The 21,881-nt window shown below is 64.4% G+C and carries 14 protein-coding genes and 1 pseudogene; 8 read left to right on the top strand and 7 right to left on the bottom strand.

The annotated features are described in order from the left end of the window. Positions 1–2,614 precede the first annotated feature (2,614 nt). A complete protein-coding gene (locus DU490_RS13865) occupies positions 2,615–2,854 on the bottom strand; it encodes a hypothetical protein (RefSeq protein WP_114574874.1) in 240 nt (79 codons plus the stop codon). A gap of 133 nt (positions 2,855–2,987) precedes the next feature. On the opposite strand from DU490_RS13865, the gene DU490_RS13860 reads away from it, so the two are divergent. After that, complete coding sequence (locus tag DU490_RS13860; RefSeq protein WP_114574873.1) at positions 2,988–3,788, top strand: TlpA disulfide reductase family protein; 801 nt, start codon at positions 2,988–2,990, stop codon at positions 3,786–3,788. Positions 3,789–3,933: 145 nt separating this feature from the next. Further along, a complete protein-coding gene (gene rapA / locus DU490_RS13855) occupies positions 3,934–6,894 on the top strand; it encodes an RNA polymerase-associated protein RapA (protein ID WP_114574872.1) in 2,961 nt (986 codons plus the stop codon). Positions 6,895–6,910: 16 nt separating this feature from the next. On the opposite strand, the gene DU490_RS13850 is transcribed toward rapA, so the two are convergent. After that, on the bottom strand, positions 6,911–7,822 hold the full coding sequence (locus DU490_RS13850) for a TIGR01777 family oxidoreductase (protein ID WP_114574871.1): 912 nt from the start codon (positions 7,820–7,822) through the stop codon (positions 6,911–6,913). 146 nt (positions 7,823–7,968) lie between these two features. Between DU490_RS13850 and DU490_RS13845 the strand changes: the two are divergent. From DU490_RS13845 to DU490_RS13835, 3 genes and pseudogenes are all read left to right on the top strand, one after another. Then, positions 7,969–8,145, top strand: a pseudogene (locus tag DU490_RS13845) (amine oxidase); the annotation flags it as partial. 239 nt (positions 8,146–8,384) lie between these two features. Beyond that, positions 8,385–9,299, top strand: a complete 915-nt coding sequence (locus DU490_RS13840) for a MerR family transcriptional regulator (protein ID WP_114574869.1) — start codon at positions 8,385–8,387, stop codon at positions 9,297–9,299. A gap of 23 nt (positions 9,300–9,322) precedes the next feature. Next, positions 9,323–10,738, top strand: coding sequence for a deoxyribodipyrimidine photo-lyase (locus tag DU490_RS13835; protein WP_114574868.1), 1,416 nt, complete (start codon positions 9,323–9,325; stop codon positions 10,736–10,738). Positions 10,739–10,821: 83 nt separating this feature from the next. On the opposite strand, the gene DU490_RS13830 is transcribed toward DU490_RS13835, so the two are convergent. Next, the gene (locus tag DU490_RS13830) at positions 10,822–12,684 is read right to left on the bottom strand and encodes a bifunctional diguanylate cyclase/phosphodiesterase (protein WP_114574867.1); all 1,863 of its coding nucleotides are present in this window, start codon (positions 12,682–12,684) and stop codon (positions 10,822–10,824) included. Positions 12,685–12,937: 253 nt separating this feature from the next. Here DU490_RS13830 and fabA point away from each other — a divergent pair, with 253 nt between their 5' ends. Next, positions 12,938–13,453, top strand: a complete 516-nt coding sequence (gene fabA / locus DU490_RS13825; protein ID WP_114574866.1) for a 3-hydroxyacyl-[acyl-carrier-protein] dehydratase FabA — start codon at positions 12,938–12,940, stop codon at positions 13,451–13,453. 13 nt (positions 13,454–13,466) lie between these two features. Beyond that, a complete protein-coding gene (gene fabB, locus DU490_RS13820) occupies positions 13,467–14,684 on the top strand; it encodes a beta-ketoacyl-ACP synthase I (RefSeq protein ID WP_114574865.1) in 1,218 nt (405 codons plus the stop codon). Between the two features lie 112 nt (positions 14,685–14,796). Here fabB and DU490_RS13815 read toward each other — a convergent pair whose 3' ends face one another. The 4 genes from DU490_RS13815 to DU490_RS13800 all read right to left on the bottom strand — a co-directional run bounded on the left by DU490_RS13815 (position 14,797) and on the right by DU490_RS13800 (position 18,567). Then, positions 14,797–15,558 (bottom strand): 1-acyl-sn-glycerol-3-phosphate acyltransferase, encoded by a 762-nt coding sequence (locus tag DU490_RS13815; RefSeq protein ID WP_114574864.1) that lies wholly within the window; start codon positions 15,556–15,558, stop codon positions 14,797–14,799. After that, positions 15,555–16,439, bottom strand: coding sequence for a sugar nucleotide-binding protein (locus tag DU490_RS13810; protein ID WP_114574863.1), 885 nt, complete (start codon positions 16,437–16,439; stop codon positions 15,555–15,557). The genes DU490_RS13815 and DU490_RS13810 overlap by 4 nt, the downstream gene beginning before the upstream one ends. A gap of 31 nt (positions 16,440–16,470) precedes the next feature. Then, on the bottom strand, positions 16,471–17,097 hold the full coding sequence (locus DU490_RS13805; RefSeq protein WP_114574862.1) for a single-stranded DNA-binding protein: 627 nt from the start codon (positions 17,095–17,097) through the stop codon (positions 16,471–16,473). Positions 17,098–17,175: 78 nt separating this feature from the next. Further along, on the bottom strand, positions 17,176–18,567 hold the full coding sequence (locus tag DU490_RS13800) for an MFS transporter (protein ID WP_114574861.1): 1,392 nt from the start codon (positions 18,565–18,567) through the stop codon (positions 17,176–17,178). 162 nt (positions 18,568–18,729) lie between these two features. Here DU490_RS13800 and uvrA point away from each other — a divergent pair, with 162 nt between their 5' ends. Further along, a complete protein-coding gene (uvrA, locus tag DU490_RS13795; protein WP_114574860.1) occupies positions 18,730–21,591 on the top strand; it encodes an excinuclease ABC subunit UvrA in 2,862 nt (953 codons plus the stop codon). Positions 21,592–21,881 lie beyond the last annotated feature (290 nt).

Here is a 21,881-nt window from a genome sequence, read left to right as displayed (position 1 = left end):
CTTTGGCGTGAATCTGCTCTGCACAGACTGCATTGTGGAAGGACGCCTCGGCGATAGCGACGCAGGCGCTCCTTGTTGGAGCGCTCGGTGCGCCCCGACTCCGCATCGCGACTGGCGCCGCCAGGCGCCGATAGGCGCCTTGGCGGAGGCCACGGCGTTGGCGATGGTCGCCGGCACTGGCAACACCGCCGGGAGGCCTGCGGCCTCCAGTCGTGAGCTGAAGCTACTCCGACAGCGGCGTGGCAACGTTGGTGGAGAAAGCCGCTGTTGGAGCGCTGGTTTCCATCGCGACTGGCGCCGTCAGGCGCCTTGGCGGAGGCCACGGCGTAGGCCACGGCGTAGGCGATGGTCGCCGGCACCGGCAACACCGCAGGGAGGCCTGCGGCCTCCAGTCGTGAGCTGAAGCTACTCCGACAGCGGCGTGGCAACGTTGGTGGAGAAAGCCGCTGTTGGAGCGATGGTTTCCATCGCGACTGGCGCCGTCAGGCGCCTTGGCGGAGGCCACGGCGTAGGCGAGGTCGCCGGCACTGGCAACCCCGCCGGGAGGCCTGTGGCCTCCAGTCGTGAGCTGAAGCTACTCCGACAGCGGCGTGGCAACGTTGGTGGAGAAAGCCGCTGTTGGAGCGCTGGTTTCCATCGCGACTGGCGCCGTCAGGCGCCTTGGCGGAGGCCACGGCGTAGGCGATGGTCGCCGGCACTGGCAACACCGCCGGGAGGCCTGCGGCCTCCAGTCGTGAGCTGAAGCTACTCCGACAGCGGCGTGGCAACGTTGGTGGAGAAAGCCGCTGTTGGAGCGCTGGTTTCCATCGCGACTGGCGCCGATAGGCGCCTTGGCGGAGGCCACGGCGTAGGCGAGGTCGCCGGCACTGGCAACACCGCCGGGAGGCCTGTGGCCTCCAGTCGTGAGCTGAAGCTACTTCGACAGCGGCGTGGCAACGTTGGTGGAGAAAGCCGCTGTTGGAGCGCTGGTTTCCATCGCGACTGGCGCCGCCAGGCGCCTCGGCGGAGGCCACGGCGTAGGCGATGGGCGCCGGCACTGGCAACCCCGCCGGGAGTCCTGCGGCCTCCAGTCGTGAGCTGAAGCTACTCCGACAGCGGCGTGGCAACGTTGGTGGAGAAAGCCGCTGTTGGAGCGCTGGTTTCCATCGCGACTGGCGCCTCGGCGGAGGCCACGGCGTAGGCGATGGTCGCCGGCACTGGCAACACCGCCGGGAGGCCTGCGGCCTCCAGTCGTAAGCTGAAGCTACTCCGACAGCGGCGTGGCAACGTTGGTGGAGAAAGCCGCTGTTGGAGCGCTGGTTCCCATCGCGACTGGCGCCGGTAGGCGCCTTGGCGGAGGCCACGGCGTAGGCGAGGTCGCCGGCACGGGCAACCCCGCCGGGAGTCCTGCGGCCTTCAGTCGTGAGCTGAAGCTACTCCGACAGCGGCGTGGCACCGTCGGTAGAAAGAATCATTGTTGGAGCGCTGCTCCGCATCGCGACTGGCGCCGCCAGGCGCCTTGGCGGAGGCCACGGCGTAGGCGATGGTCGCTGGCACTGGCAACCCCGCCGGGAGTCCTGCGGCCTCCAGTCGTGAGCTGAAGCTACTCCGACAGCGGCGTGGCACCGTCGGTAGAAAGAATCATTGTTGGAGCGCTGGTTTCCATCGCGACTGGCGCCGTCAGGCGCCCCGGCGGAGGCTGCCGACGCTGGCAATAACCGCGACCATGGCAACCCCGCCGGGAGGCCTGTGGCCTCCAGTCGTGAGCTGAAGCTACTCCGGCAGCGGCGTGGCACCGTCGGTAGAAAGAATCATTGTTGGAGCGCTGCTCCGCATCGCGACTGGCGCCGCCAGGCGCCTCGGCGGAGGCTGAAACGCCGGTGATGGCCGCGAACGTTGGCAACCCCGCCGGGAGTCCTGCGGCCTCCAGTCGTGAGCTGAAGCTACTCCGACAGCGGCGTGGCACCGTCGGTAGAAAGAATCATTGTTGGAGCGCTGGTTTCCATCGCGACTGGCGCCGCCAGGCGCCTCGGCGGAGGCTGAAACGCCGGTGATGGCCGCGCACGTTGGCAACCCCGCCGGGAGGCCTGCGGCCTCCAGTCGTGAGCTGAAGCTACTCCGACAGCGGCGTGGCACCGTCGGTAGAAAGAATCATTGTTGGAGCGCTGGTTCCCATCGCGACTGGCGCCGTCAGGCGCCTTGGCGGAGGCCACGCCGTAGGCGAGGTCGCCGGCACTGGCAACCCCGCTCTGCCCGTTCTGGAGAGGTCTCACCGCCGCTCACCACGAGTTTCTGGACCCTCAGACATTGCGGTTCCAGCTGGCGCCCGATGACCGGTTCCCACCTGTCTGTAGCGGCTGTGACCATGCCTGTTTCCTGGTGCATGACGTCCACCGCCGGCGGGTCCGGGAAGCGCCACTGCTGATCTACCGAGTCGAGTTGGAAGTACCGGTACGGTACCTGCGCTGCCCCGTCTGTGGTCCGACGCGAGAGCGCATCGATTGGCTGCCGGGGCGTTCGCCGGTCACCACCACGCTGCGCCAGTGGGTTCATCGGGGTAGCTTGCTTCACCATGGGTCACCTCGTAGCAGTGTACTGCGTTAACGGGGTGTCCACTGGTACTGGGTAGGATCACTCAGCTGTTGTCATCGTCATCGGCCAGACGCCGGTCCATGTCCTTACGTGCCTTGTTGTGTCGGTAGAGTCGTGCCAGGGCCAAAAACAGGGCACTGAGCACCATGACCGCCAGGGTCGTGCCCTGCCAGGGGCGGGCGGCATCGCCCATCAAAGTTTCCAGCGTGATGATCAGGATGAAGCCTAGTGCCTGGCTGGCGATGGCCAGGACTCTCAGAGTATCGAACGACGTCTTTGCCATGTGGGCTCCCGCCAGGTGACAGACCGATCCTTGCACAGTAGGCTTTGCTTAGCCTGCCGCTGTGGTGTAAGCAAGTGTGCGATTCTACCCGGTCCTGCCGCCAACGCCGACCCCGATCTCGGAGCTGAACCCAATGGATGCCTTTGCCCTGGGCCCCGTGTTGATTTCCCTACCCCGACTCTATGCGATCGGCTGCGCCCTGCTGCTGCTGCTGGCCGCCTGGCTACTCCTGGGGCTCTCCACTGACAAACGGGTCCGCTGGTTCAACGGCCTGGTACTGGCCTGGCTGGTGGGTGCTCGCCTTGGGCACGTGGCCGTGAACCTGGATGCCTACGCCGCCGCCCCACTGGATGTGCTGAAGCTATGGCAAGCCGGCTTCCACGGCATCTGGGGGCTGCTGGCGGCACTGATCTGGACCGGCTGGTCTCTTCGCGAACACCTGTTGTCGATGATCGGGGCCATGGCCCTTACCATCGGCACCTCGGCCCTGTGGCTGGTGCTGGTCACCCTGGCACCGCTGGGAGGCGATATGGCGGTGCGCGAACTGCCCGATATCAGCCTGGAGAACCTCGATGGTGAACCGGTCAACTTGCAGTCGCTGCGCGGCGAGCGGGTCGTGGTCAACCTGTGGGCCACTTGGTGCCCACCCTGCCTGCGCGAGATGCCGCTGCTGGCCGAGGCCGACGCCAGGGATGGCGTCACGGTGGTGGTGATCAATCAGGGTGAGGATCTGCTGCAGGTGTTGCGCTATCTCGACGAGCAGGCGCTGGACTTCCGCTACCCGCTGCTCGACCCTGGCCAGCAGATGATGCGAACAATGGAATCCCCAGGCCTTCCCACCACGGTGCTGTTCAATCCCCAAGGGCGTGCGGTGGAGCGCCATGTGGGCGAACTCTCCCGCGCCCAGCTCGACAACTGGTTGAGACGACACTGAGAGTGTTGGCACCCCTACCACTTCCTGTCGCATATCACCACTCTTAAGCCGTGGCGGTCTTTGCGTTAGAATCGCCCGCCCTGTTGCTGCCGAAGGCTTGAGCCATTGGCGGCGCATGCACCGTTTTCAGCATTCCCGAGGCATCATGAGCGACTTTTCACCCGGCCAACGCTGGATCAGTGACGGCGAGGCCGAACTGGGATTGGGCACCATCCTCAGTTGCGATCAGCGCAGTGTTACCGTGCTGTTCGGCGCCAGCCAGGAAACCCGTACCTACAGCAGTCGCCAGACCCCGCTCACTCGAGTGGCCTTCGGTAGCGGTGACCGCATCCTGTCCGCCGACGGCTGGCAGCTGCTGGTCGAGGACAGCAAGGAGGTCGACGGGCTGATCGTCTATATCGGCGAGGATGCCCAGGGCGAACTGCGAGAGCTGCCCGAAGCCAAGCTGGCCGATACCATGCAGTTCGATCAGGCCCGCGATCGCCTGCTGACCGGCCAGGTCGACCGCAACGACTGGTTCGACCTGCGCTTTCGCACGCTGCACCACTTCAACCGTATCGAGCAGAGTCCGGCGCTGGGCCTGTCCGGCCCCCGCATCGACCTTATACCGCACCAGCTCTATATCGCCGACGAGGTTTCCCGCCGCCACGCTCCCCGGGTGCTGCTCGCCGATGAGGTCGGCTTGGGCAAGACCATTGAGGCGGGGTTAATCCTGCACCGCCTGCTACTGACTGGCCGCGCCGAACGGGCACTGATTCTGGTACCGCCGAGCCTGACACACCAGTGGCTGGTGGAGCTGCTACGCCGCTTCGCCCTGCACGTGACCCTGCTCGATGAGCAGCAGAGCCTGGCCCAGGCCGAGACCAACCCTTTCGAGTCTGGTCAACTGGTGCTCGCCAGCCAGGAGTGGCTGTTCGCCAACCCACACCGCCAGGCCCAGGCCGAAGCCTCCAGTTGGGACCTGCTGATCGTCGACGAAGCGCACCACCTGGACTGGAGTGCCGATAAGGTCGGCCCCGGTTACGCCTGCATCGAGCGCCTAGCCGCTAACGTACCGGGTGTGCTACTGCTGACCGCGACCCCAGAGCAAATGGGATTGGAAAGCCACTTCGCCCGTCTGCGTCTGCTCGACCCGGACCGCTATCACAGCCTCGAGCGCTTCCGCGACGAGGAGCAGCACTACGTGGAAGTGGCCCAGGCCATTGATGCCCTGGAGCGTCTGCCGGCTGCCGACGACAGCGACACCGACGACCGCAAACGAGTCGCCGAGGTGATCGAGGAACCCGATAGCCTGGCCCTGCTGGCCACGCTGGCCAACCCCGAGAGTGGCGAGCCACAACAGCAGAGCGCCCGCAGCCAGCTACGCGACCAGTTGCTCGACCGCCATGGCACCGGCCGGGTGATGTTTCGTAACAGCCGCCGCCACGTCGGCGGCTTCCCCGAACGCCACCTGCACCTGGCCTACCTGACTCCGCCATCGCCCTACCGACGCGCATTCCGCAAGCTCGAACGCGATGAGGACTACCTCGACGAGTTGCTGATCGAGACCGGACTCGACCACCCGGATGTGCTGATCTACCCAGACGCCATGTATCGCGCCCTGGCTGAGGACCCGCTCAACGCCGAGCCCTGGTGGCAGTTTGACAACCGGGTGACCTGGCTGATGGAGCGACTGAGCGACGACGGCGAGCAGGGCTTCGCTGGCGACAAGGTGCTGGTGATCGCCCACGGCCGTGAAACGGCCCAGGAACTTGCCGAAGCGCTGCGTGTGCTGGGCGGCATTCACGCTCCAGTCTTCCACGAGGGCCTGAGCCTCGTGGAGCGGGACCGCGCCGCGGCGGACTTCGCCGACGAGGAGGAGGGCAGCCAGCTGCTGGTCTGTTCGGAGATCGGCTCGGAGGGACGCAACTTCCAGTTCTGCCGGCACCTGGTGATGTTCGACCTGCCCCAGCACCCCGACCAGCTTGAGCAGCGTATCGGTCGCCTGGACCGTATCGGCCAGCGCCACACCATCGAGATCCACGTACCGCTGTTCGAGGGCAGCCCCGCCGAACGTCTGCTGCGCTGGTACCGGGACGGCATGGATGCCTTCCTGGCACCCCACGGCGTGGGCAGCGAGCTCTTCGATGCTTTCGGCGACGCCCTTTCCGAGGCCCTGCTCGACGACGAGGCGCTGGAGGAGGTCATCTCCGAGACCCGAACCCTTTTCCTCAGTCGCCTGGCCGAGCGCGACGCCGGCCGCAACCGGCTGCTGGAACTCAACGCCTGCCGCCCGGCACACGCCGAGGCAGTAGCCAACGCTATCCGCGAGCTGGACGACGACGCGGCACTGCCTCGTTACCTGGATCAAGCGCTAGACGTCTTCGGGGTCGACAGCCAGGAGCTGGGCAACGGCCTGCTGCACCTGCAGCCGAGCCAACATATGCTAGATGGCCTGCCCGGCCTGGCCAAGGGCGAAGAGGGCTTTACCGCGACACTCTCGCGGTCACGGGCGCTGGCCCGCGACGACGTGCAGCGCCTCTCTTGGGAGCACCCGCTGCTGCGCGAAATGATGGGGCGGATCATCGACGGCACCATGGGCAACACCGCCCTGTCGCTGCTCAAGCATCCGGCGATCCCCGCCGGGCGACTGATGGCGGAACTGGTCTTTCGCACCCACTGCCCGGCGCCGAGGCGGCTGCATGTCAATCGCTTCCTGCCACCCACCGCCGTGAGGGTGCTGCTCGACGAATCCGGCGCCGTGCTCACCGACAAAGTCTCCTTTACCGGGCTGTCGAAGAACCTGCAGAAGGTCAAGAAGGCGATGGCGCGGGACCTGATACGCAACCGCCACGATCAACTGCGCGACCTGCTCACCCAAGGCGAGACGGAAGCCGAACGAGAATTACCGAGCATAATCGAGGCAGCACAGACCCGCATGCGTAGCGAGCTGGATACCGAACTCTCCCGCCTGGAAGCCCTGGCACGCCTCAACCCGGCGGTGCGTGAGGAGGAGCTCGATGCCATGCGTCGCGAACGCAGCGAGCTGGATGAAGCCATCGATGGCGCCCGGCTGCGGCTCGATGCCGTACGGGTGATCGTCACGGTGGATCAGGTGAGCCGCTGAGCCTCCTGGGGCGGGCTCATCGCCTGCCCAGGATCTCCGCCAGCGCCTCTTCCAGGGCCGGATAACGAAACTCGAAGCCCGCATCGAGCAGGCGCCGGGGGCGCATGTCGGCACCGGTCAGCAGCAGCCGGGCCATCTCGCCGAAAGCGGTTTCCAGGGCGATGGCAGGTACCGGCAATGCTGCGGGCCGGTGGAGTTGACCGGCCAGGGCACGCGTGAATTCCGCATTGGTAACCGGATGGGGAGCACTGCCATTGAAGGGTCCCTCCAGCTCGTCGTGCTCGAGCAGAAACAAGATGATGCGCACCAGATCCTCGCGATGAATCCAGGGCATGAACTGCTTGCCGTCGCCGAAGCGTCCTCCCAGCCCCAGCTTGAAGGGCGGCAGCATTTTCTCCAGGCTACCTCCGCCGAGGTCAAGCACCAGCCCGGTACGCAACAACGCGACCCGGGTACCGAAATCCGCCGCCTCCCTGGCGGTGTCTTCCCAGCGCTTGCAGAGGCGGTGGGCGAATTCATCGTGGGGGGACGTCTCTTCGGTGACCTCACGATCACCCTGATCGCCGTAGTAGCCCATGGCCGAGCCCGACACCATCACACGTGGAGCCTGCCCGCCCGACTGCTTGAGCTGTTCGCAGAGGATTACCAGATCTCGGGTGATATTGACTCGCGAGTCGATCAACCGCTTCTTCTGACTGTCGCTCCAGCGGCGCGCCGCTATCGGTTCGCCGGCCAGGTTGACGATGGCGTCTGGTGGCGAGTCGACAAAATCGAGAACGGAGCGACGAATATCGGTGCCCGCAGGAAGCTGTCCCTTGACGGCCGCAGGGTCCCGCGAAACCACCTGCAGGCGATGCCCCTCCTCCTTGAGACGATGGCAGAGGCGCTGTCCCACGAAACCACTGCCACCCGTAATCAGCACACGCATAGCACTCTCCTCCCCCTGGATTCATCGTAGCGCGCCGCCAGTTATACAACCATTGTACATCTCTGATAGTTTAACGCAAAAACCTACCACGCGCGGCCACCAGCTCCCCAACGGCATGTCCCACGGCCGCCAGCGCCGGTGTCGCTGGTCTGGCCTGTGCGAAGGTGCTTCAAGCCACAGGCTGGCAGGCAACCCTGTTCGAGAAGGCCCGCGGCCCTGGCAGCCGCATGACCAACCGAAGCCTGGTCACCGCCATGGTGGCTATCGACGCGCAGCTCTTCAGTGACAGAGACGAGGCCTTACGCCGCGAAACCGAAACCTGACTGAAGAGGGGCCTGGTGGCGCCCTGGCCTTGGCAGCTGTGGCCAGTCACGGAAGGCGATTGGCATTACCGTCATGATGGCAGAGATCGCTGCGCAGACAAGCCATTGATTTCGACAGCAGCGGTTGTACATCATGCGATTGGTGTACAATATTATTCAGCAAGGAGAGTCGCGCCTGGATACCTGGCACTCCATGGCGGCCTGGAACGGCAATGACAACAGCTAGAGGCGATGCGAGCATGACCGACAAGGCAACCCACCCGGCCGACACACCGCTTTACCCGATCCGCGAAGTGTCGCGCATAACCGGTGTCAATTCGGTCACCCTGCGCGCCTGGGAGCGGCGTTACGGGTTGATCTGCCCCCAGCGTACACCCAAGGGCCACCGCCTCTACGCACGCGAGGATATCGAACGCGTCGAGCAGATTCTGCAGTGGCTGAGCCGCGGCGTGCCCGTCAGCCAGGTAAAGGAGCTACTCGACCAGCCCGAGGTCGCCTCAATACCCGAGCCCGCCTCCGGCGACTGGCCCAGCCAGCGGCGTCAACTGGTGGCCGCCGTGGAGGCGCTGGACGTGGCACGGCTGGAAAGCCTGTTCAACCAGAGCCTGGCGCTCTATCCAGTAACCACAGGCCTTGCCGAGCTTTGGCAGCCCACCATTCGCGAGCTGGAAGAGCGCTGGGACGACCAGCTCGGTGCCAGGCTGCAACGGGTCAACCTGGAAACCTTCCTGCGCACGCGAATCGGCACCCGGCTCTACCATGCCAACCAGGTTGCCAAGGGGCCGGTCGTGCTGATGACCACACTTCCCGATGACCCAGGTCCGCTATGGCTGTTGCTGGCAGCCCTGGCCGCCAGCGATGCCGACTATCGTATCCAGTTGCTCGACGGGCTCCTGCCCTTCGGCGAACTGCCGCTGGCGGTGGAGCGTCTGAAAGCTTCGGCCCTCTTGCTCGTCAGTGGCCGCGCTGAACGCCCCGACTTGATCCGTCGCCAGCTGCCCCGCCTGGCCGAGCAGCTCGAGGTTCCTCTCGGTCTCTGCGGGCCGGTGGCGCGCATACGCGGCAACGACCTGGCCGATAGCCATGTGGAACTGCTCGGGGATGACCTTCCCCTGGCGCTGGCAAGGCTACGCTCGCTGCTGAAAGACACCTGACCTTCACTTACCCGGGAGCCACCATGTCCTGCATGATGATGTGGTTTCGCAGCGACCTGCGAGTCCAGGACAACACGGCGCTGGCTGCCGCAGCGCGCCAGGGTCCCGTGGTAGCGGTCTTCCTGCGCTGCCTGCCGCAGTGGCAAGGATACGGCCACGGCGCCAACAAGCTCGATTTCTGGGGTCGTGGCGTGGCGGCACTGCGCGATGACCTGGCCGGGCTGAACATTCCGCTGCTCCACCGGGATATCGAGTCTTACGACCAGGCCCCGTCGACACTGCTCGCCATCGCCCGGAAGACAGGCGCAAAGGAGCTGCATTTCAACCGCGAATACGCGCTGGACGAACAGCACCGCGACCAGGCCGTCGCGGCCAGCTTCGGTCGGGCCGGGCTCAATAGCGTGGCGCATCACGACGCCACGGCGTTCGCCCCCGGTGAACTGCTGACCGGAAAAGGGGACTATTTCCGCGTCTTCACGCCCTTTGCCAAGGCCTGGCACCGACAGCTCAGTGCCGAACGCCTGGCGCTTCGCGACACTCCCCGGCCCCAGTCACCTCCCGCCATCGCCGCCGACCCGTTGCCGCTGCCTCCCCGTGCCCAAGAGCAGTCCGTTTCGGCCCGCGACTGGCCAGCCGGCGCAGATCCGGCAGCCGATCGGCTTGAGCGTTTCCTGCGCTTTCGTGGCCATCACTATGCTCAGCAGCGTGACGTACCAGCCGTACACGGCACCAGCGAGCTCTCGCCCTACCTGGCACTGGGTATGATTTCCCATCGCCAGTGCCTGCAGGCGGTACTCGGCGAAAACCATGGCCGATTGGCCGAAGGCGATGTCGGACTCGTGGCCTGGGCGAACGAGCTGGTCTGGCGCGAGTTCTACCAGCACGTGGCGGCAGGCTTCCCGAGGGTGTGTCGACATCGCGCCTTTCAGCGGCACACCGAAGCCCTGGCATGGCGCCGCGACGATGTCGGCTTTCGTGCCTGGTGCGAGGGGCGGTCCGGCTACCCCATCGTTGATGCCGGCATGCGCCAGCTGGTGCAGACTGGCTGGATGCACAATCGCCTGCGCATGATCACCGCCATGTTTCTCAGCAAGCACCTCCTTATCGACTGGCGCCGCGGCGAGGCCTTTTTCCTGCAACACCTTGTCGACGGTGAATTCTGTGCCAATAACGGCGGCTGGCAGTGGGCGGCATCCACCGGCACCGATGCCGCGCCCTATTTCCGCATTTTCAATCCCACTGCCCAGTCGAGCCGCTTTGATCCCGATGGCGCTTTCATCACCGAATTCGTGCCGGAACTGGCCGACCTCCCCCCCAGGGCCAGGCTGGCGCCGTCCGCAGAACAGCGTGCCCAAACCGGCTACCCAGCCCCAATCGTCGATCACAAGACCGCCAGGCTGCGAGCACTGGAGGCTTTCAAGGCACTGACGCCCGACTGACCCCTAACCGCGGAAGAGCCAGCCCATGAGCCAGGAGCCGGCCCTGGAGGCCCCTTGGCAATCACCGTGATGCGGTACAGCGATCAGGTGGTGGGGGTAGTTCCCAGGAGAGAGGTCGACGACTGCCCGGCGAGGCTCTGCCAGTGCTCTTCCAGCGCCTCGACCGCCATCGGGCGGGCAAAATAGAACCCCTGAACCAGACGACAGCCTGCTTCACGCAGGAAATCGAGCTGCCCCTGGGTTTCCACTCCCTCGGCGATGATATCCAGCGACAGTCCACGAGCCATTGCCAGCACCGCGCTGACAATGGCGGCATCGGCCGGGTCGTCGGGCAGTGAGCGGATGAAGGCGCGGTCGAGCTTGATCTTGTCTAGCGGCAGGCGTTTGAGGTAGCTCAACGACGAGTAGCCGGTACCGAAATCGTCGATGGCGATGCGATGGCCGCGATCCCGCAGTGCCTTGAGGCGCGGCACGATATCGCCGGCGCGTTCGTCGAGCAGTACCGACTCGGTCAGCTCGAGGCCAAGCTGGCCGGCAGCGATGCCGTGGCGGGCCAGGCCGGACGAGAGCACCGACTCCAGCTCGCCCTGAAACATCTGGATCGCCGAGATATTGATCCATACCGGCAGCTTGGGCATTCCCCTCTCGCGCCAGCGCGCCATCTGACTCAGAGCTTCGTCGATGACCCAGTTGCCCAGCACGCCCATCAGGCCGTGACGCTCGGCAAGGGGAATGAAGTCACCCGGTGAGACGATGCCACGCTCGGGATGCCGCCAGCGTAGCAGAGCCTCCAGCCCCACCACGAGGCCGTCGCTGGTACGATGCTGGCTTTGGTAATGGAGCTCCAGTTGCCCCCCGCTGGCCAAGGCATCACGCAGGCTATAGACAAGCGCCATCTGCGGCGCGTCCTGGACGTCCAGTGCCGGCCGGAAGCGCTGGCTGACATTGCGACCGTGGCGCTTGGCCGAGTAGAGCGCTGACTCGAGCCGCTGGAAGAGCACCCCGGAGTCGCTGCCGTCTTCGGGCGCTCGGCAGCTGCCGATGGACAGCCCCAACCGCAGTGAATTATGGTCAATCTCGAATGGCTCACCCAGGTGCTCTCGCAGGCCGGCCACCCACTTGTCATGGTCGTCGAAAGTGGTGGTGCGAATCACCAGGAATTCGTCGCCACCCAGGCGCCCCACCACTCCGCCGGCTACATACCCGGCCAATCGCTTCCCGAAGCGCGCCAGCAGACGGTCAGCCTGGTCGACACCCAGGCTGTCGTTGACCGATTTGAAGCCGTCGATGTCGATTATCGCCATGTCCAGGCTCTCCCCGGCACGTAGGTGGCGCAGGCGCGATGTCATCAGGTCGTGGAGCCGTCGACGGTTGGGCAATCCGGTCAGCGGGTCTTCGAAGCCGATGCGCCTCAGGTCCTGCTCGCGGGCCTTGTGCACGGAGATGTCGGTGAAGATGCCGATGTAGTGGCTGATCCGCCCTTTCTTGTCCAGCACCGCCTTGACCCGCAGCCACTCGGGGTACTCTTCACCTTGCTTGCGACGGTTCCATATCTCACCCTCCCAGCGCCCCTTGACTTCCAGGGTCTGCCAGAAACGCTTGAAGAAGTTGGAATCGTACCGGGACGCCACCAGGTTGGCTGCGTTGACACCGCGCACCTCCTCCTCGGTGAAGCCGGTGATCCGGGTAAAAGCGGGATTGACCGCCAGGATACGGTTCTCCGCATCGGTGATCTGCACACCCTCCTCGGAGAGCATCAGTGCCTGCTGCATCAGATCGGCATTCTGCCGTTCACGTCGCAGCTGTCGCCAGGCATGGATCAGGCCGGCTGCCACCACGGCCACCGCCACCAGGCGCAGGCCCGCGCCGGGCAGCCAGATGCATGCCGGCAGCGCAGCCAGTGTGGCCCAGGTTAACGGGCGATTGATCGCATAGGATGACCACATGTCATATCCCGGTCTGACGAATGGAGGGAATATAATCGCGCCCGTGCTGCGCATCGAACCATGCATCGAACTATCGCCTAGAAAGCGCTATCACTTTAATCGCTCCCGCACCTCGCGTCATGCCCGACGTGCAATCACCGTCCTCGGCCAGTAGACTAGTCGGGGCCGCCCAGGGCGGGACGGCCCAAGAGCCAATGCCGCGTCCGCTAAACTCGCGGGAAGGCCCACAACAACTGCGACTCGGAACGACTCAGTGACCAAGCAACACTCTTTCGTACGCGAAGAACTGCTGGCGTGTAGCCGCGGTGAGCTTTTCGGCCCTGGCAATGCCCAGCTGCCGGCTCCCAATATGCTGATGCTTGACCGCATCACGCATATCCACGAGGCAGGAGGTCAGTTCAACAAGGGCGAGCTGACCGCCGAACTGGATATTCATCCCGGCCTCTGGTTCTTCGATTGCCACTTTCCCGGCGACCCGGTCATGCCCGGTTGCCTGGGACTGGATGCCATGTGGCAGCTGGTGGGCTTCTATCTGGGCTGGCTTGGCCATCCCGGCAGGGGGCGCGCCCTGGGCTGTGGTGAGGTAAAATTCACCGGCCAGATTCTGCCCGATGCCAGCAAGGTCACCTACCAGATCAACATCAAGCGCATCATTACCCGGCGCCTGATCCTGGGAATGGCCGATGGGACAGTGACTGTCGACGGCCGCGAAATCTATCAGGCGAATGACCTGCGTGTCGGCCTGTTCACTTCTACCGCGAATTTCTGATCAGGAGGCTTCCATGCGACGAGTGGTAGTCACTGGCCTGGGCATCGTATCTTGCCTGGGCAACGACCGGCAGGCGGTCGTCGAGGCGCTAAGGAATGGGCGCTCGGGCATTCGCTTCAAGGAAGAGTATGCCGAACGCGGCTTTCGCAGCCAGGTGGCTGGGGCCGTGGATATCGATCTCGATGCCCTCATCGACCGCAAACTGCGTCGGTTCATGGGCGATGCCGCGGCCTTTGCCTATGTGAGCATGGCCCAGGCCGTCGAGGACTCAGGGCTCACGTCGGATCAGGTCTCCCATGAGCGTACCGGCCTGATTGCCGGCTCCGGAGGAGCGTCCAGCGCCAACCAGGTCGAAGCCGCCGATGTCATGCGCGAGAAGGGACTGCGGAGGGTTGGCCCCTATCGGGTGACCCGCACCATGGGCAGCACCGTCTCCGCCTGCCTGGCCACACCCTTCCAGATCAAGGGGGTCAATTATTCGATCTCCTCAGCCTGTGCCACCTCGGCCCACTGCATCGGTAACGCCATGGAGCAGATCCAGCTGGGCAAGCAGGACATCGTCTTCGCCGGCGGCGGCGAGGAAGAGCACTGGACCCTCTCCTGCCTGTTCGATGCCATGGGCGCCCTGTCGACGCACTACAACGACACGCCCGGAAAGGCCTCTCGACCCTACGACAAGGCCCGCGACGGCTTCGTCATTGCCGGTGGTGGCGGCATGCTGGTGCTCGAGGAACTGGAACACGCCAAGGCCCGCGGCGCGAAAATCTACGCCGAACTGGTCGGCTATGGCGCCACATCCGACGGCCACGACATGGTGGCCCCGTCGGGTGAGGGCGCCACACGCTGCATGCGCCAGGCCCTCGCGACGGTGGAGGGCGATATCGACTATATCAACACCCACGGCACCTCGACCCCGGTGGGTGATGTCGCCGAGCTCAAGGCCATCCGTGCGGTGTTCGGTGACACTACACCGGCCATGAGCTCCACCAAGTCGCTGACCGGACACTCCTTGGGCGCCACCGGCGTACAGGAGACGATCTATTCGCTGCTGATGATGGAAAACGACTTCATTGCCGCGTCGGCCAATGTCGACGAACTCGACGACCAGGCCGCCGGCTTCGATATCGTCACCAGCCGTCGCGACGGTGCATCCATCGAGCGCGTGCTCTCCAACAGCTTCGGCTTCGGTGGCACCAACGCCTGCCTGGTGCTCCAGCGCTACCGCGACTGAAGAACTGTAACACTGTAATTTGTCGCACCGTGAAAGAAGGCGTCCGCTCCGCGGACGCCTTCTTTCGTTACCCGCCGATATTCCCTGCGCCGGTTTTTGCTGGCCATCAGGTTCATGACGCGGAGTGGACACTGCGCTCGCGGCGGGGCGCCTCGGGTCTTGACACCTCGGAAATCTCCGCCAGGCGCGCCTCGATCCAGGCCTCCACCTCGACCAGTACCTCTTCAGGCGTGCGGCCCTCGGTGGCAATGGGCTCACCCACCACCACGTTCAGCAGGCCCGGATTCTTGACCCAATGCCGGCCCGGCCAACGCTCACCGGCATTGTGTGCCACCGGTACCACCGGCACCCCGGCACGGCAGGCAATCACTGTACCGCTCTTGTTGTAGCGCCTGCGCTCACCGGGCGCCACCCGGGTGCCCTCGGGAAAAATCAGCACCGAGAGCCCTTCATTCAGGCGCTGCACGCCCTGTGTCAGAACCTGACGCATGGCCCGTGCCGGCTTCGAACGGTCTAGCGCAATGGGATGTAACAGCCGCAACCCCCAACCGAAAAACGGAATCCGCAGCAGCTCCTGCTTGAGCACGGTGCACACCGGCGGCTTGAGAACCTGCAGATAGATGGTTTCCCATTCACACTGGTGATTTGACAGGATCACGCAAGGCCCTTCGGGCAGGTGTTCCCTGCCACTAACCCGGAAACGCACCCCGCAGGTCCAGCGAAACCAGGCGGTAACGAAGTGGTTATAGAGGTTGAGCAACCGATAGCGGTTTGACAGCGGCAGAAGCGGCGCCACGGGCAGGAAGAGCCCCCCGCAGACCAGGATGGCAAGGAAATAGCCCAGGTAGAAAAGCAAGCTGCGAATCACATTCATGGGTGAGCGTCACTCTCCTCAAGCGGTCGCCGCGCCTGACACCAGTCGCCTAGCAGGCGCCCGACCTCCAGCCGCCAGGGCTTCTGGTGAACGCCGAAGGCTTCCAGCACACGCCGGCAGTTGAGCACGCGACGCAGCGGTTGATCATGATGGTGCTTGAGCGCCCTCACCTCTCCCAGCACCACCTGCTCGCCCAGCCCCTCGAGACGGGTTGACAGTTGAGTCCGAACCATGGTGGTGAAGGTATAGGCACTGACGGGTTCCGTGCCCGCCAGATGATAGGCCCCCCAGGCAGTGGAACCGCAGGCAAGCTGGTGCAGCATGCCGATCAGTGCCATGGCCACGGCATCCGCCGAGGTGGGGCAGAAGATCACATCCTGGGCGGCACGCACATCTTCCCCGCTCATCAGGCTGTCGATCACGCCACTCAGCCAGGCATGCCCCCCCTCCAGGGCGAACAGAGGCCCCAGCCGCACGATCAGGTGGCGGGGATGGCTGCTGCGAATCCGGTCTCCGATGGCGATCAGGCGCCGCAGGCTATCGTCTCGCGGCGCCGGGATCACGTGTTCGTCGATCGGGGTGTCAAAACCATCCTGATAGAGCTGGTCCGAGACGCACCAGATGAGCGGCGTATCAGTCTCACGACAAGCCGCCAGGCAGATATCCACCCCTTCGCCATGGTTTACCACTGCGGCAGGTGCGATCTCCATGGGTGCAGACAGTGGCGGAATGATCACCGCATCCGGCTGCAGCTCGCGCAGGTAGGCAGCATCGACGGCGATACCCGGCTCGATGACCAATTCGGTATCGCTCCTACGATGAGCCACCCGGGCCATCGCCAGGTTCAGGCAGTGACCGGCATCCAGTATCAGCAACTTCACTCAACGCCTCCGCCAATCATGACACGACCACTCAGAACGGGATCTCATCGTCGAAATCGTCGAAGCTACCCGGATCAGGGGCCCCATAGTTGCCCTGCTGTTGGCCACCCTGCTGTTGGCCACCCTGCTGTTGGCCACCCTGCTGTTTGCCGCCTTGCTGTTGATTACCCTGCTGCGGACCGGCTTGCTGCGGTACCGGGGCTGGCTGGGGCTGGCCACCGCCATAACCACTCGGCTGCTGCGCGGCATTGCCGTAACCACCTTGCTGGGGTGCCTGGGCCTGGCCCCCAAAGCCCGCACCCTGGCCCGAAGCATCACCGCCACGACTATCGAGCATCTGCATGTCGTTGACCACGATTTCGGTGGTATAGCGATCCTGCCCGTCCTGCCCCTGCCACTTGCGTGTCTGCAGGCGGCCCTCGAGATAGACCCGGGAGCCTTTCTTCAGGAATTGCTGGGCGATCTCAGCCAGTCGATTGAACAGCACCACCGAGTGCCACTCGGTGCGTTCCTGCTTCTGACCGCTCTGGCGGTCGGTCCACGTATCGGTAGTGGCGACTCGCAGGTTGGCGACGGGACTGCCGGAAGGCATGAAGCGGACCTCGGGATCCTGCCCCAGGTTACCGATGAGAATGACCTTGTTGACACCACGGGCCATGCTGGACTCCCTATTGGTTGAATACACTCGTTGTCATGAATTCCGGCGGCGCCCTGTCGGCACCCGCCGAACTGTCGGTCAGCCACCGCGATGGTGGTTCGAACGCACCAGGCGATCCAGCGCATCCCTGTCGAGACGCCGCCGGTCCACCTTAAGATAGGCCAGCCGCTCTTCGGGTACGACCAGCACGTCTTCAACGCCAGCCACCTCGGCAAAGCTCGCCATCAGGGTGTCCAACGTATCGTTCTGCTGATCTTCATCCAGTTCGAACACTTCGCTCGAGAGATGGGGAGGAGCCGGCATGCCCAGCATCAACAGCCACCATATGCCGGCCAACAGGGCGCTGCCAATGAAGACGGCAGACAATCCCCACTGCTGGGCCAGCAAGCCACCCAGCAGACCACCTAGGAAGGCACCCAGAAACTGGCTGGTGGAGTAGACACCCATGGCCGTACCCTTGGCTCCCGCCGGTGCCAGCTTGCTGAGCATCGACGGCAGCGTGGCTTCCAGCAGGTTGAATGCGGTGAAGAACAGCAGCAACCAGGCAAACAGTGCCCAGGCGCCGGTACCGATGCCGGCCAGCCCCGCCAGGCTGACGGCAATGGCACCAATTGCCAGCAGGCACATGCCCTTCATATGCTGGCGCTTCTCGGCCAGCACCACCAGCGGCACCATGCAGAGAAAGGCCAGCAGCATGATGCCAAGGTAGGTCAGGCCATGGCGATTTACATCGATCCCCGCCTCGAGCAGGCGAAAGGGTACCGCGACGAAGATCGCCATCAGCACCAGGTGCAGGGCGAAGATCGACAGATCGAGACGCCACAGATCGGCCCGGGTAAGTATCACTGCCAGCTGTTGGCGGTCGATGCCAACATCGCGATGGCGCATCCGGCGGGGCGCTGGTGGCACCAGCTTCCACAGAACCACCAAGCCAAGTGCGGCCAGCATGGCGGTAAACCAGAATACCGAGGATAGGCCGTACGCCGCCGCCAGCCAAGGGCCCAGCACCATGGCCACCGCGAAGGCCACTCCGATGGAGAGCCCGATGGTGGCCATGGCGGCCGTACGCACCTGCTCTCGTGTCTGATCCGCCAGCAGCGCCATGATTGCCGCGGCGACGGCACCGCTACCCTGGAGGCAGCGGCCGAGGATCACGCCGCCGATGGTATCAGCACCGGCGGCAACCACGCTGCCGATCAGGAACAGTAGCAGTCCACCGGCAATCACTGGCTTGCGACCGACACGGTCGGAAAGCAAGCCAAAGGGAATCTGCAGAATCGCCTGGGTCAGCCCATAGACCCCCAGGGCCAGCCCAATCAGCAATGGCGTGGCGCCGGCCAGCTCATCGGCATACAGCGCCAGCACCGGCAAGACCATGAACAGCCCCAGCATCCGCGTGGCATACAAGCTCGCCAGGCCGGTGATGGCCCGCCGTTCGGTGGCTAGCAGCAGTCCAGAGACCTTGCGCATAGAGTGACGAGAATCCGTGAGTAGGCGGGCTCGAAGCCCTTAGGTGAACCGCCTATTCTATCGGTTCCGGACCACGCAGGAAACGTCCCTGCCACAGCCGCTTTGCTGCACGGTGTATCGCGGACGTATAATCGAGGTTTTGCCGTGCGTCACGAGGTGGGAATGGACAGAATACTGGTCAGGGGTGCCCGTACTCACAACCTCAAGCAGATCGACGTCGACCTGCCCCGGGACAGCTTGATTGTGGTCACAGGGCTCTCCGGCTCCGGCAAATCATCGCTGGCGTTCGACACGCTCTATGCGGAGGGCCAGCGCCGCTACGTGGAGTCGCTCTCAACCTACGCCCGCCAGTTCTTGTCGATGATGGAAAAGCCGGACGTGGACCATATCGAAGGCCTGTCGCCGGCGATCTCCATCGAGCAGAAGTCCACCTCTCACAACCCGCGCTCAACCGTCGGCACTATTACAGAGATCTACGACTACCTGCGACTGCTGTTCGCCCGTGCCGGCACGCCGCGCTGCCCGGAGCACGGCGAGGAACTCGAAGCGAGCACCATCTCGCAGATGGTCGACCAGGTGCTCGAACTGCCAGAAGGCAGCAAATTGATGCTGCTGGCCCCGGTGGTCAAGGGTCGCAAGGGCGAGCATCTGCAGCTGATTGCCGAGCTCCGCGCCCAGGGCTTCGTGCGCGCACTGATCGACGGCCAGGTGCTCGAACTCGACGACATCGCCCCGCTGGACAAGCACAAGAAGCACAACATCAGTGTGGTGGTCGATCGCATCAAGGTTCGCGAGGGTCTTCAGCAGCGGCTGGCGGAATCCTTCGAGACGGCGCTCGGCCTTTCCGATGGCATTGTCATGGTCCACTTCATGGACGGCGAGGCCGACGACATCATCTTCTCGGCGCGCTTTGCCTGTCCGCTGTGTGGCTACGCCATCGCTGAGCTCGAGCCCAGGATGTTCTCGTTCAACAACCCGGCCGGAGCCTGCCCCACCTGCGACGGTCTGGGGGTGCAGCAGATTTTCGATCCCCACAAGCTGATCAGCCACCCAGAGCTGTCGTTGGCCGAGGGGGTGATAAAGGGCTGGGATCGTCGCAGCGTCTACTATTTCAGTCAGCTACAGGCCGTAGCCAGCCACTACCGCTTTGCCCTGGAGACCCCTTGGCAGGAGCTGGCACGCCATGAGCGCGAGGTCATCCTGCATGGTAGTGGCAGCGATGAGATTACTTTCAGCTATGTCAACGACCGTGGACGCAAGGTCTCCCGGGAACACTCCTTCGAAGGGGTGCTGCCCAACATGCAGCGTCGCTACCGCGAAACAGAATCGAGCATGGTCCGCGAGGAGCTGGCGCGATATATCGCCGACCAGCCCTGTCCCCGCTGTCACGGCTCACGTCTGCGCCTCGAATCGCGCCACGTCTTCATCGACGACCGCACCCTCCCCCAGATCGTCGAGTTGCCCATCGGCGAGGCCCTGGACTACTTCCGTGAGCTGACGTTACCCGGCCGCCGCGGCGAGATCGCCGAAAAGATCATCAACGAGATTCAAGCCCGACTGGAGTTCCTGGTCAACGTCGGCCTCGACTACCTCAATCTGGAGCGCAGCGCCGACACCCTCTCCGGCGGCGAAGCCCAGCGTATCCGCCTGGCGAGCCAGATCGGCGCTGGCCTGGTCGGTGTCATGTACATCCTCGACGAGCCTTCTATCGGCCTTCACCAGCGCGACAACGACCGCCTGCTCAAGACGTTGATTCACCTGCGCGACCTGGGCAATACCGTCATCGTGGTAGAGCACGACGAAGACGCCATCCGCGCCGCCGACCATGTACTCGATATCGGCCCCGGTGCCGGTGTGCACGGCGGGCAGATCGTTGCCCAGGGCACCCCCGAGGATGTCATGGCCAGCCCCGATTCACTGACCGGACAGTACCTTTCCGGTAGGCGCCGTATCGAGGTACCCCCCTGGCGCATTCCTGGCAATCCCGATAAGCAGCTACGCCTTACCGGCGCCAGCGGCAACAACCTGCACGACGTGACGCTGACCCTGCCGCTGGGCCTCTTCGTATGCATCACCGGCGTTTCCGGCTCGGGCAAGTCGACGCTGATCAACTCGACGCTGATGCCCATCGCCGCCCGGGAGCTCAATCGCGCCACCACGCTGACGCCTTCCGCCTATGAGTCGATAGAGGGACTTGACCGGCTCGACAAGGTGATCGATATAGACCAGAGTCCCATTGGCCGTACCCCCCGCTCCAACCCGGCCACCTACACGGGCATCTTCACGCCAATCCGCGAGCTCTTCGCCGGCACCCAGGAGTCTCGCTCACGGGGCTACAAGCCCGGGCGGTTCTCGTTCAACGTCAAGGGCGGCCGCTGCGAGGCGTGCCAGGGCGAGGGGATGATCAAGGTCGAGATGCACTTCCTGCCGGACATCTACGTCCCCTGCGACGTCTGCAAGGGCAAGCGCTACAACCGCGAGACCCTGGAGATCCACTACAAGAGCAAGAGCATCCACGAAGTGCTGGAAATGACCGTCGAAGAAGCGCTGGAATTCTTCAGCCCGGTGCCGGCCATCGCCCGTCGGCTGCAGACCCTGCTCGACGTGGGGCTTTCCTACATCCGCTTGGGGCAGAGCGCCACGACTCTCTCCGGCGGCGAGGCCCAGCGCGTCAAGCTGGCCCGGGAACTGGCCAAGCGCGACACAGGCAAGACGCTCTATATCCTCGACGAACCCACCACCGGCCTGCACTTCGAGGATATCCGCCAGTTGCTGACCGTACTCCACCGCCTGCGCGACCACGGCAACACCATCGTGGTCATCGAGCACAACCTCGACGTGATCAAGACCGCCGACTGGATCGTCGACCTTGGGCCCGAGGGCGGTTCCGGCGGCGGACGCATCATCGCCGAGGGCACCCCGGAGCAGGTGGCGAAGATGGAGGCCTCCCATACCGGGCGCTTCCTCAAGCCCATGCTGGAGCGGGCCAAGGCCAGCAAGGCGAAGCCGAAGACCACCGCCTAGCTCGTGCGCATAAAAAAGACTCCTCGCAAACTGGCGTGAAACGGCAAGGAATGTGATGGCCGCACTGTCGGAGCAGCTTTAGCTCGCGACTGGAGGCTGCAAGCCTCCCGGCAGTGTTGCCTATGCTGGCGACTATCGCTGGCGCTGCGGTCTCCGCCAAGGCGCCTGGCGGCGCCAGTCGCGATGGAAACCAGCGCTCCAACAAGGTCAGCAGTAACCGCGCTGTAGGAGTATCTTTAGATCACGACTGGAGGCCGCAGGCCTCCCGGCGGTGTTGGAAACGTTACGGT

Origin of the sequence: Halomonas sp. DQ26W, from assembly GCF_003339685.1 — a bacterium.
Lineage (GTDB): Bacteria > Pseudomonadota > Gammaproteobacteria > Pseudomonadales > Halomonadaceae > Halomonas.
Note: the sequence above shows the minus strand (reverse complement) of the source record. Positions and strands in the feature narration are given on the sequence as shown.